At 43.3% G+C, this 12428-nt stretch carries 14 protein-coding genes; all 14 read right to left on the reverse strand.

The genetic code is table 11. From position 1 onward, the window contains the following. Positions 1–38: 38 nt before the first annotated feature. On the reverse strand, positions 39–3767 hold the full coding sequence (locus tag PGY05_RS05560; RefSeq protein WP_270475480.1) for a phage tail tape measure protein: 3729 nt from the start codon (positions 3765–3767) through the stop codon (positions 39–41). An 18-nt stretch (positions 3768–3785) separates the two neighbouring features. Next, positions 3786–4169: a hypothetical protein gene (locus PGY05_RS05565; protein WP_270475481.1), complete on the reverse strand. Its 384-nt coding sequence runs from the start codon at positions 4167–4169 to the stop codon at positions 3786–3788. Between the two features lie 140 nt (positions 4170–4309). Then, positions 4310–4930, reverse strand: coding sequence for a phage tail assembly chaperone G (gene gpG, locus PGY05_RS05570; protein WP_117528024.1), 621 nt, complete (start codon positions 4928–4930; stop codon positions 4310–4312). A gap of 53 nt (positions 4931–4983) precedes the next feature. Then, positions 4984–5628 (reverse strand): major tail protein, encoded by a 645-nt coding sequence (locus PGY05_RS05575; protein ID WP_117528022.1) that lies wholly within the window; start codon positions 5626–5628, stop codon positions 4984–4986. Positions 5629–5632: 4 nt separating this feature from the next. After that, positions 5633–6049 carry a hypothetical protein gene (locus tag PGY05_RS05580; protein ID WP_117528020.1) on the reverse strand — a complete coding sequence of 139 codons (417 nt, stop codon included), beginning with the start codon at positions 6047–6049 and terminating at the stop codon, positions 5633–5635. A 1-nt stretch (position 6050) separates the two neighbouring features. Further along, entirely contained in the window at positions 6051–6506 is a 456-nt protein-coding gene (locus PGY05_RS05585; protein WP_118046763.1) for an HK97-gp10 family putative phage morphogenesis protein, read from the reverse strand. Beyond that, complete coding sequence (locus PGY05_RS05590) at positions 6503–6799, reverse strand: phage head closure protein (RefSeq protein WP_173860117.1); 297 nt, start codon at positions 6797–6799, stop codon at positions 6503–6505. Before PGY05_RS05590 ends, PGY05_RS05585 begins: the two co-directional genes overlap by 4 nt. A gap of 14 nt (positions 6800–6813) precedes the next feature. Next, the gene (locus PGY05_RS05595; RefSeq protein ID WP_180208250.1) at positions 6814–7119 is read right to left on the reverse strand and encodes a head-tail connector protein; all 306 of its coding nucleotides are present in this window, start codon (positions 7117–7119) and stop codon (positions 6814–6816) included. 9 nt (positions 7120–7128) lie between these two features. Continuing rightward, on the reverse strand, positions 7129–8232 hold the full coding sequence (locus PGY05_RS05600; RefSeq protein ID WP_117528016.1) for a phage major capsid protein: 1104 nt from the start codon (positions 8230–8232) through the stop codon (positions 7129–7131). Between the two features lie 4 nt (positions 8233–8236). Then, on the reverse strand, positions 8237–8923 hold the full coding sequence (locus PGY05_RS05605) for an HK97 family phage prohead protease (protein WP_118315642.1): 687 nt from the start codon (positions 8921–8923) through the stop codon (positions 8237–8239). Next, a complete protein-coding gene (locus PGY05_RS05610) occupies positions 8910–10127 on the reverse strand; it encodes a phage portal protein (RefSeq protein WP_270475482.1) in 1218 nt (405 codons plus the stop codon). The genes PGY05_RS05605 and PGY05_RS05610 overlap by 14 nt, the downstream gene beginning before the upstream one ends. 14 nt (positions 10128–10141) lie before the next feature. After that, the gene (locus PGY05_RS05615; protein WP_270475483.1) at positions 10142–10321 is read right to left on the reverse strand and encodes a hypothetical protein; all 180 of its coding nucleotides are present in this window, start codon (positions 10319–10321) and stop codon (positions 10142–10144) included. A 12-nt stretch (positions 10322–10333) separates the two neighbouring features. After that, on the reverse strand, positions 10334–11953 hold the full coding sequence (locus tag PGY05_RS05620) for a terminase large subunit (protein WP_118315640.1): 1620 nt from the start codon (positions 11951–11953) through the stop codon (positions 10334–10336). Next, on the reverse strand, positions 11946–12359 hold the full coding sequence (locus PGY05_RS05625; RefSeq protein WP_118046769.1) for a phage terminase small subunit P27 family: 414 nt from the start codon (positions 12357–12359) through the stop codon (positions 11946–11948). Before PGY05_RS05625 ends, PGY05_RS05620 begins: the two co-directional genes overlap by 8 nt. Positions 12360–12428: the final 69 nt, after the last annotated feature.

Raw genomic sequence — 12428 nt, forward strand, 5'->3', positions numbered from 1 at the left:
CCTAATATTGTTGTATATTGTGTAATATACACCGTTCATTATGCCGCCCCTTTCGCTTTCTGCTTGCTCTTTTGGTCTTTCGTTACATTCTTAACTACTCGTTTTGTCGTCTTTCGTGCTATCTCTTTTCCGTCAAGCTCCGTAATATTCGTAATTTCTACAATTACTGTCTTTTCGGAATCGTCCGTAAATTCTGTAGTATCTACTCTGTTGTTCAGTGCTACTACTTTCGCACTCTGCTTAACCTCTGTTACTGGTGTTATCTTCGCTACTTTCTTTGTAAGTGTTCCCAGGCTCTTATCTATGTCTTCTTCAACATTACCAAGCTCGTTCGTAAATCCTACGCCCGCTCCTTGTGCCATGTACTTACCTACTTCGTCCTGGAATACCCGGGACGGCGAATGTATACCCAGTGCATTTTTTACACCGTCTACAATTCCGCTAAAGAAGCTCTGCACTTGCCGTCTAAACCAGCCAGCGGCATTACATATACCATTCCATACACCAGTTACGATATTGTATCCTACGCTCGCCATTTGCGACGGTAGCGAAGCTACACCGTTAATCACAGCACTTACTAACTGACTTGCCGCGTTTCTACCCTGTTGTAGCAGTCCGCTTCCCCAGTTTGCTACAGATTGTATAGCGCCCTGTATTGCGTTCCAGACTCTGCCCGGCATCTGTGAAAGTGTTGAATATACATTACTTAAAATATTCGATGCTGCCGCGCTCGCCTGGCTTAACATCTGTTGCCCCCAGTTCGCCATATTTGTAATCGCGCTTACTATTGCGTTCCAAATCTTACCTGGAAGCTGGGATAAAAAGTTTACGACCGTCGTTATAGTATTCTGTATATAATTAGTTGCTTGTGTGTATACCTGCTGTCCCCAGTTCTGTACGTTCGTGATCGCGCTTACTATCGCGTCCCAAATCTTGCCCGGAAGCTCTACCAGGAATCCCACTACGGAAGTTATCGTATTCTGTATATACGTTGTTGCTTCCGTGTATATCTGCTGTCCCCAGTTCTGTACGTTCGTGATCGCGCTTACTATCGCGTCCCAAATTTTTCCTGGAAGCTCTACCAGGAATGTTATTACCGTGTTAATAAAATTCGGTATTTCTGTAGTCGCCCATGTTACCAGGTCAATACCGAACTGTACTACATTCCCGATTGCTTGACCGATTACATAGCCGATTTTATACGGCAATTCCTGGAAAAATGCTATTGCATTTGTTACAAATTCAGTAGCAGCCTGTACAACTGCTGCCTTCATATTTTCGCCCCAGGTCGTTACTGTCGTAACTGCTCCCAGTATTGCGTCCCAAATTTTCCCCGGTAATTCCTGGAAAAATGTTACAACGCTCGTTATCGCGTTACTTGCCGCCTGGGTCGCCGCTGTCTTTACATTTTCGCCCCAGGTTGTTATCTTCTCGACCGCTCCCAGGATTGCGTCCCAAATCTTGCCCGGTAATTCCCGGAAAAATGAAGCGATATTATCTACAATATTTCGGAAAGTTTCGCAATGTTCGTACAGCAGTTTAGCCGCACCCGCGAACGGATTCGCCAGGAATAATAGAATATCTTGCCAGTTATCTTTTACAAAATCTACAACCTTGCTTAGTGCGTTTGGTATTGTTTCTGTAAAGAATTTTGCAATTTCTCCTACTACTTTTCCTACCGTATCTTTTACGATGTTCCAGGCATTTACTACCGCCGCTCTTGCATCTTCATTTGTGGCGACAAATCCGACTATAGCCGCTACCAGTGTAGCAACCAACGTTATAATTAACATCATCGGATTAGCAGCCATTGTTATATTAACAAGTTTCTGTATGGCATTTAGCGCCACTTCTGCCGCCGTAAGTCCCTGTATAGCTGTTACTACTCCGTTGATTATCGACGCTACCTTAAATACCGCAAATCCCGCACCTATGGCAGCTAATAAGCTGGCTATCGTGTCGCCGTGGTCTGCAATCCAGCCCAGCCCTTCCAGGATTTTAGGTAATACCGCTACAATAATTTCACTGGCTTTTTCTACCAGGTTTCCGAAACCTGTAGCAACCTTATCAAGCGCGCCGCTCAGCTCCCCGCTCGCTAAATCTGTCTGTAAATCTCCTATTACGTTCGTAATATTCGTTACTGCATTTTTAAGCGGTGTCTCGAACTTTTCATAAGCAGCAATTCCAAGCCCTTCCAGCCCGCTCTTTAATATCGTAATTTTACCCTGTAAGTTATCATTCATCGTTGCCGCCATTTGTTCGGCAGCGCCCGTAGAATTTTCTATGTATCCGCTTAACTCATTGAACCGCTCGCCGCTGTTCGCAAGTAAAGCATTTACGCTCTTAAGGTCAACTTTATTAAAGATTGTGTTTAATACTTCTGTCTGCTCTCCCTGGGTCATATTTCCCAGGATTCCGTTAAGGTCTTGGAAAGTCTCATTCAACGGGCGCATATTCCCGTTTGCGTCGAAGACTTCAAGCCCTAACTCTTGCATTTTTTTCTTTGCGGTATCCGTCGGCGCTGTAAGGCTTAAAATTACGTTTCGTAATGCTGTTCCGCCTTCTGCTCCTTTCGTTCCGCTATCCGCGAATATTCCTAATACGGTATTCGCTTCGGTAACTCCGCCCGCTAAGCTCTTAGCCGTTCCGCCTACGCTAAGCAGCGCTTCGCCCAACTGCTGCACACTGGTATTACTCTTTTGTGAGGTCTTCGCCATTTTGTCTACAAAACTTTCTGTAGTTCCGGCTTTGTCCCCTAGTGCGCTCATGCTGTCCGTTACCATGTCGGAAGCTGTCGCTAAATCCATTCCGCCCGCTGCTGCCAGGTTCAAGACTGTAGGTAATGTCTCTACTGCTTTGTCTGCATCATATCCGGCAAGTGCCATATAGTTAAGGGCTTCTGCTGCCTGGGTAGCGCTAAACTGGGTGGTATTCCCGGCTTCCTTCGCTGCATTTTCCAGCTTTGTATAAGCTTCGCTTCCCCCGGCTATTTCCTGGGTAGTCATACCCATAGTAGCCGCTACCTGGCTCATGCCGCTTTCAAAGTCCATGCCGACGCTTATCGCGCCCTTCGCAAGTTCCTTTATCCCATTGGCAAGCTCTTTTACTCCGTTGATGATCGCGGAAGAAATAAGATTAGCCTTAATAACGTCGCCCAGGCTTATAGTTTTATTCCCGGCTTCGTCCATGTTGCTTCCCGCCGTCTTTATTTCCTGTCCGAAAACAGTCCATTTCTTTTCGGCGTTCGTTAATTCTTCTTCTGTATTTTTTAATGCTGTATTCTGCTCAGTAAGTGCCGCTTTCGATTCATTCAGCTTAACCGTATTCTTCGCTATTGCGTCTTCCTGTTTCTTTACAGCATTTGTAGCCTTTGCGTGTGCTTCTTTTGCTTCTTCTAGCTGTGCATTTAGTTTTCGGCTTTCCTCGCTGTCTTTTCCAGTCGCCTTAACGCTATCTTCATGGGCTTTCGTAAGCTCTGCTACCTTCTGCTTTGCCTTGTCTTCCTTCTCTATCAGTTCTGTAAGCTTCTGCTTCTGAGCTGTTAAATTGGTCTGCTGTAGCTTAATTGCGTCCGTTTGCAGCTTAATCTTACTTGTAAGCTCTGTCTTCTTAGCCTTAAGTAAATCTGTCTGACTTCCTAATGCTTTCGCTTGTGCCGCTTCTACCTTATATTCGCTGGTAACAAGCTTCATTTGCGTAAGCATTGATTTCATTTGACTGGTAAACTCGCTTGTATTCGCCCCTACTCTGAGACTTGCACCAGCCATTTATTACGCTCCTTATGTCTACTTTTCCCGGTCATATTCGACTTGAAATACAACGTAGTCCAATAAGTCGCTTAAATCTGATTCTAAGCACTCCTTATAGCTGTTTCGCATACTCTTTATACATATCTGTAGGATAGCGTCCAGGTTGTCCCCGTATGATCTCCATATTTCTTCCTGCGTCGTCTCTTCGATATATCCATTTTCCTGGTCGTATTCATCGAACGCGCTACCCTGGTCTTCTTCCGGCACTCCGCCCAAAAGTGTACCAAGATACCGTATTTTTTCATTGACAGAAATATCTATGATTTCTACTATCGCTCCAAACGTATCTATAATGTCTGCTACGTCCAGCCGTTCTATTTCTTCATTCTCTACCCTGTCGTTAAATACAACCTGTATCACGGCAGCGTATAGCTCTAATAAGTCGTCTTCATCATCAGTACAGCTAATTCTCTCCATAAGCTTTATAAATCTTCGGTAAGCGTATGTCGTGATTCTGTATAGCCTTTTTTCTCCTTCCTCACATTCCAGGCAGTAGTCTATTACACCTGTGAGCTTAAATTTTTTTTTGCGCCCGCGGCTTCGTCCTTAAGCTTCTTAAGGATATTCGCGTTAATCAGTCCGAAGTTAAAAATAATCTCTGAAACATCTTCTAAAGATTCGTTCGCTTCTTCAAAAGTAAACTGATTATCATACACCAGTACAATAGTGTTAATCATTTCGTCCAGTTCCGCGTCTGTATAGGTCTGCTTCTCCGGGCGTGTCAGTCTTTCGTATACCTCGCGGAAGGCTTTATATTTCTTTCTTCCAATCTTTCCGCAATCGTATTCTTTACCGCCGATTGTAATAATATTTGCTTTCCCGGTCTTTGCTGTCTTCTCTGCCTGTAAATTACTCTTATTCAAAATTTCCGCATTGATAAGTGAGAAATTAAGCAGAATATCCGCGATTTCATCCAGCGCGTCGCTGGCTTCATCAAATGTAAACTGATTTCCGTATACCACTACGATAGATTCAATCATTTTATCTAAGTCTTCGTCTGTAAAAGTCATAGAAGCAGCTTCCTTCTTTAAAAAGCTGTCGAACGTCTCACAAAATGATCTGTATTTTTCTCTTGTAATTTTTCCGCTTTCATACTCTTTATCGTTAATTGTTATTTTCATATTCGCACCTTCTTAGCGGTGTCAGAATATGACACCGCCCCTTTTTTCTCTTTTTACGCTGCTACATCTGCTTTGTATTCCTGTACCGCCCCGAACCATTCCGCAATAGCTTTTTTAGCGTTTGCATGTTCTTCAAGTAATTGTGATTCGTCCACCTTAAGCGCATAGAAGCGTTTTGCTTTTCCGTCTACGGTATCCTCTTTCTTTCTTGCGTAGAAAGTAAATGTAATCTTCTGTGTCTGAGCGGTCTTCTTGTCCTTGATTGTCTCGTAGGACTCTTCCGGGTGTTCTGCTTTTCCGCAATAGTACCATACAAATTCGTACTTCCCGTTGTTCTGCTTTGCCCGGAATCCTAAAGCAACTTCCTTCGCTCTGTCGCTCTCTGATTTTACCAGGTAGCCGGATTTATACAGGGAATCAAACAGTAACGCATAGTCGCCCGGTGTCAGTCTGTTTACTTCCAACTCAATTTCTGCTTTTACAAATGTTTCTGTAGTATCCTCTACTTCGTCGTCACTGTATAAGTACTCTACCTCGAATGTCTCTTTAATAGTTGCCGTGATTGCTTTCGCCAGCCTGGTAGGTGTGTCTGCTGCATAGGTCGTAGCATCGTTTGTAGTAACTTCCGCTACACAGATATCCTTTAAGCCTACTACTCGGCTTCTCTCAATCGTCTGTTTATTTTCCTGGACTTTCATTACCTTAGTCTTCTCCTTCGGTATTTATCAAAAAATAAAATCGCGCTGCTTTATGGTATATTTTCGTATCCTGTTCATAATCATCATTTCCCGCAAAATATGTAAAGCCCGCCTTCTTAAGTAATTTCTTTATTTTCCGTTTCAAAAGAAAACAATCTTCTTCACTCCATATATCTACCTGTATATAGTATTCTTCTGCTTCGTTCTTATCGTCGCTATGGTTCGCGTCGGTATCCGTAATATAGTAAAAAGTAATATGGGTATCGTTTATATCCTGGTTATACCAGCCTTCTTCTACGTGTTTTCCCGTTATACCTATTACGTCTGCTATATACGCCGTTAAATCCAGGTCTTCGTTATTCGGATAATCCGCCATGATCTGCTTAAGCTGCTGCTTTTCTTCTTCACTCAGAAGTGCCATATTATCCCCCTAACTTTTCCTTTAAAACTTTCTCGTATTCTTCTTCTGCTATGCTCTTTAGTGCGCGATATGTCGGGCGCGCTGCTTCCAGCATGAATTTTTTAGGCTTATGCATCGTCGTACCCCATTCATGGAACTTCATGTAGAAAAATGGCGAAGTATCGCTTTTTTCCCAGCCTATGACTTCTCCATAGTTCCCGCTTTGTGTCGTTCCCTTCTCCGGGACATTATCCGCCGCGTGCTGCCCCGTCCTGCTGCCGCGCCGCCCGGATTTCATAGGGTTTTTACTGTATGCTTTCTTCCTTATCTGCCCTTCCGATTCTTCTAAGCCGACTTTCCCGGCTTTCTTTACAATCTTTTTATTTAGGTCTTTCAGTTCCGACGCTGTAGCAAGCCTTTCTATTTCCCGCTGCACTTCGTCCAGTCCCAAAAAATCCATAGTAATATTAAAACTCATACTACTTCTTGCCCTTTAAGTACCACTTTCCGGCGGTCGTATTTGCCGTAATCGGCATTGATAAGCTTAAATATACGTTCGCCCCATACTACCCGGTATTCCTTTGTATTTAAGGCTTCCAGGGCTTTGCAGTATCGCGTTTCAAAGTTCATTACATTTTCTAACTTTGCTTCCAGGGCGGTATACAGTTCTTTCCCGTACAGGCTCTTTACTTCACACCAGCATTTTAAGTAGTCGTCCCACTTTTCTACTGGTCGTCCTTTTTCTACGGTCTTTTGCCGCTTCTGTATCATTACATACATTTTACCTACCCCACATTCGCTAGCTTATCCAGGATAGTTTGTGTTATCTTATCCTGTTTCGTGTTATTGCTTACTGTAGTTCCTCTTACGTCGTACATATCGCTTATTACTTTCTTCTGTAAGAGGGTTGCAAGTCTGCAACCTCTCTTATATTCTTCTTCGCTATTGTATTTATCCTTTTCCCGGTATGCAGTACCCACACAACCGTCTATATAAGCTTCGGATATATCTATAAGCTCCGTGATATAGTCGTTATCATCGTCATAGCCTACCCTTAAATATTCCTTCGCTTCCTGCAATGTGATCGCCATAAGCTACGCCTACGCTGCCGCGAACTCAATTTTAAAGTCTGCTCTGTCGTCCAGTTTCTCACAGTCAAAGCGCTCCTGTACTTTCAGCGCCAGTTCGTCAGATTCAAAGAATACAGACTTATCCGTAGACACTGTATAGCCTTTTCTCTCGAAGAATTTAACCAGGGCATACAAATTTACTACATAGAAAATCATTTTTTCTGTAGTGCTTGCTGTAATATCTTCGTCACTCAGCGTAATAAGCTCTTTACCCTGGAAGTATTCTTTACCGTTTACCTCTTTAACCAGGTCTAAGTTTCTTCCGTTCTTATCTTCCTGTGACTTTAAGTACACGCTGCCGGAAAGGTTTGTAATTACTACCACTCTTCCGCGAAGTGTCGGTAATACTCCGTCGATAATTTTCTTTACATCTCTCCAATCCTTCGCACCTGTAGACTTGTCTACGGCATTGGCTTCTACGATCTGCATAATCTCATCATTTTCAGTATTAACCCCAGCTTCCGCGAAGTCCGGCTTAATAACTTCCTGTACGATATTTACGGCTTCGTCTTCCTGTAAATCGTTTGCAATCGGTACAAGTGAACCGTAATTCTCAATGTCGTACTTGATATCCTCTGTATTTGCCGCTTCTCCTGTAAGCTTCGTGCCAGATTTATACTTTTTCAGCTTTTTACCGCCGATTTTTGCAAACGGCATTTTGCCATGGTTAGAGGTTGCTTTGATTACATGGCAATGGTTTTTAAGGCTTGGGAAACCAGCTCTTAATACCTGGATATCGTTTACGAACTGCTCCGGCAGAATAGCAGCGTTACCGTCGATATTTACGGCAGCTCTTTCTTCGTCTGTCAGTGCTGCCTTTCCATGCAAAGCAAATTTTACGGCAGCTCTCAACTCGCTTACTGCTCCTGTTGATCTGCTTTCTTTCTGTTTCTTCTGTCTTCCCAGGTCTTCCCGCTCTTCGTCGTCCTCTGCTTCTCTTACCGCAAGCAATTTCTGTAATTTTCTCTTTTCTGCTAAAGCTTCCTCTGCCTTGTCCGCGTCTCTGCTTTCCAGGTATCCGTTAATTTCCTCTGTTTTCTGTACAATCTCTTCTCTTAATTCCTGTACTGTCATGTGGTTACTCCTTGTTATTTTCGTCTGCGATTTCCAAAAGTCGCGCTTCTTTTCTCAGCTCTTCCAGCCGTTTCTCTTCTTTGGTATCTGCTTTCATACGTTCAAAGCTTCTACAGTTAATTTGTGAACTGTCATAAGCTGGGAACGTACACGGGCTTACTTCCAACAGCTCCGCTTTTACAACACTTCTTTTGTACATTTCTTCGCCTTCGTGCTGTACTTTGCTCCATTTATCTTCTAAACAGATAAAACCGAAGCTACTACCGTCTACGTCTCCACGCTTCACGCTTTCCCGTACATCGTTTCCCCATGTGTTATTAGGTAAATCAATGTCGTAATTCAGCCCGGTAGTATCCCCCATGTTAAATCTGAGTGTATCCGTCTTCGTGCTTCCAAGTGGTCGGCTTGTGTCGTGATTCCATAACGCTTTTATCTCGCTGCCGTTCTCTTTGCATCTGCTTAAGCTTTCATCGAAGCACCCCGCGGCGATTTCCTCTAAATATTTGTCGCCCCAGCGGTCAGTAATAACTACAGGCGTATTATACTTAACTGCATAACCGCCAATCGTGCGGCTTTCTTCGCCTTCTGCTGCTGCTCTCACTTCAAGCGGTATCCCCTGGTACGCTACATAATTTCTTCTTTCCTGGATTTCCGCCGCATCTTCTGTACTGTGTGTGTTATTCTCCGGCATTTCCCTTTGTGTCCTTTCCTAAGTCCTTAAGCTTAAGCACACCAGCATTTACTATAAGGTCGTCCCCGTCCTCTGTAGTTTCCCTTCCAAGCTCTAACCTGGCTTCGTTCGGTTTTATGATTCCGCCCGCCACGTAAGCGCATAATATTTTTTGCTGGGTTTCCGGCGAAGAACGCAAAATAACATTTGTGTTATGCTTCGCTTTATATCCTTGTGCCCTGTCGTCTTTTGTTAAGCAGCCCCACGTTACTTCCTGTTCGATAGATTCATACAGGATAAGCAGTGTATCCACCAAAAAGCTTAACTGCTGCTGTTCTAGCGAATTATTATTTGTGTCTTTCAAGTCGTTAAGCTGATACATTTTTATACCAAATAGCGCCGCGATCTGACTTATAGACATTCTTCTTATCTGCTCATACTGTGCGTCTGCCAGGGATAAATTTACGGGTTGTACATTAAATCCCGCCGGAACTGTAAAAATACGTTTTCCTTTGCTGTACAGTTTTCCAAACTTTTCCTGTATCTTTTTAAGCTCTTTTTCGTCCCTTATGTCGCTTGTAAGCTGTATTACCATTTTGTTAGTCAATCCATTATCAAATAACGTGTTAAGGTAATTCTGTGCTTTAATCTGTACGTCTATCGTACTTTTTACGATAGTCCTTACCGCTTCCGTGTTAATTCCGTCCATAGTAAAGCCTTTGAATATCAGCAAATCCTCATAAAAGGCGCTTTCATTCATTCCCGTACCTGGTACTTTGAAATCAACTAAAACTTTATGCTTTTTGGTTGATCTGAGTACACCCGCATCGTCTATAGTGATTCCTTCTATCGTGCAAGGGTACAAAGCTTCTATTTTTCCTTTTCTTCCGTACACTTTTACCGCTCCGGCTATTCCTTCGTGTTGCCTGGTGGCTTCTATTGCCTTCCAAAAGTCTACCGCCGTCATATACGGGTTTGGTCTTAAACTCAAAAGCTCATATAACGGGTGTTCTTTTGCCCTTCTTTCGCCTGTTTCCGTGTCCTGGGTAAGATATAGCGGCGTTTTCGCCACTGCTTCCGACAGCTTTTTTATACAGGTAAAGTATGTTGCTTCCTTCATTGCCGCCGCTGGTTGGTCTTCTTCTATCCCGAAAACCTTTAAAAAAAGCTTTTCTTCGTCCGTAAGTCGCGGCGTATCGTCTACTTCTTCGCTTCTTTTTTCCAAAAAATCCAAAAACATTAACTTTTACCGCTCCTTACTATCATAATCGCGACTGCTGCCAACTCAGCAGCTAAAACATACATACCGATATGCGGGTTTATGTCGTATGTCGTCCCAAACACTACCGCCATAGCTGTCAATAATAGCCCGTCTGCGATCACTATTTTTTTCTTCATGTTTTTTAACTTCTTAAGCATATTTTTTCCTTCTTACATCGCGTCCAGGTATTCCACCGGGTTATAGTGTTCAATACCATTTTCTTCGATGCACAATAGCAAGCCCATAAGCATGGCTATTACACCGTCGATTTTAAATTTACTTTTCTTCTTACTGTACTTGACTCCTAACATTTCGTCGTAAACTGCTATACAGTTTTTCGCCATAAATCGGAAGCACTCATTTTCTGCAATAACCAGCCTTTCGTCTACTAATAGGTTCTCAAAATCGTTAATAACCTGTGTCATAGTCTTAGTTCCCTGTCCTATTGGGATAACGTCCCAGCGGTCTTCTAATCGGTTTATGATTGTTGTACTTCCCCACTGGTCGAAGCCTATCTGTTCTATCCTGTATTTTTCGTCCAGTTCTACCGCATGGTCTAAGAAGCGTTCAAAATTTACATATTTTCCGTCTAAAGCTATCAAATCGCCTTTTTTTATCCAGTACTCATAAGGGTTATTGTCCTTATGCTGCCTGTAAGCTACCGTTTCTTTCGGCGTATACAGGTACGGCACTACGATAAATCGCCCGGTTGTCTCTTCATAAAACACCAGGACAAAGCCCGTAATATCATTTTTACTTGATAAATCCAGTCCGCCCCAGCACTTCCAGCCTTCTAAGTCTTTCGTGTCTACCTTTTTCGTACACAAGTCCCATAAGTCCATATTTATAGCGCCTTTTTCATGGTCTAACGCTACGTGCTGGTTTAGGAACATACGCCTAAACATATTTTCCTGTAAAGGCATAAGCCGTATACGCTTCGCATAGTTCGCCAGGTCTTCCAGCTTCCTAAATACTCCTAATGCCGGGTTCGATTTATACCATTGTGTTTCGTCCTCAACATTACAATCTTTATCAGCTTCGTAAATCCTATAGTAAAAGCTCGGGTCGTTCACTTCCCCGGCTTCTATTTTCTTTGCCATAGTATAAAGCTGCATTTCCGGGTTTGCCGGGTCTTCTCCGCTGGAAGCCGTTGTAATTGTCATTATTAACGGCTCGTCCCATGCTCCTTGTCCCGTTCTCAGCTTTCCGTACATTTCGTCGTTTTTCGCCTGGTGTATCTCGTCCAGGACGGCTACATAATCGTTAAAGCTGTCGGCGTTGTCTGCATCTGACGACAGTACCATAAGCTTATTACCGTTATCTTTCCGTATAATGGTCTTCGTGCTGCTCGTAATCTTGCAGTAGCGGCGTAGCGTCTTATTTGCTTTTATGAAATGTTCTACCGTTCCGTACAGCTCGCCCGCCTGTTTGGTTGTATTTGCCGTTAAAATAAAAAGCGCGCCGAAGATATGCCGTTGACAGAAAAAGAGATATACTACTATAATCGCCGCCAGGAATGACTTACCATTTTTTCGCGGTATATTTATATGTGCTTCTCTATGTTTCCGCTTGCCGTCGCTCCTTCTCTTTACGCATAGGATTTCTGTTATTATTTCAAACTGAAATTCTAATAAATCAAAGTTTCGGCTTGCTCCTCTATCATTGGTCAACTTCGACACGAACTTAAATACTTTCTTTGCTTCCTCTACATCGTAGTAGTATTCTTCCGTATCCCACTTCTTTTGTAACTTCTCCAACCAGGCAGCTAAAAGCAGTTCCGTGTTAATCATGTGCTATCATTCCGTCCAGCTCCGCGTCTATGCCGCCGTCGCCTTGTGCGCTCTCTGCCTTCATTCTCTGCCGCGCCGCTGGCGTTAATCCTAATTCTTTCGCCCAGGCTCTCATTTCCGTCTGTGCTTTATTTGCTATGCTTACTTCTGGTCTTTGCTGTTCGTAACCATTATCGCCCACTTCCATACTGTAACCTTTTTCGTCTATGATCTGTTCGCACTTCTGCCACTTTGCATAGTTCGTACAGTAAGCTTCTAGGGCTTTAAGGTCTTTGTCCGTAAATTCTTTTTCTTCTTCCGCGAAGATTTTCGCAATCCTTCGCCACTCTTTTTTAGCCGCCGCACTTAACCACTTCGGGCAAGGTTTCGGCTTGTTTTTTTCTGTCTTTTTTTCTTCATTCGCCATACTGCCACCTTCTCAGACCCCCCCTATACAAAAAATCGGCGTTTTTTTTCAAATCAACTTGAACTCGGG

Source organism: Coprococcus sp. AF51-11b1, from assembly GCF_027682785.1.
GTDB lineage: Bacteria > Bacillota > Clostridia > Lachnospirales > Lachnospiraceae > Allocoprococcus > Allocoprococcus comes.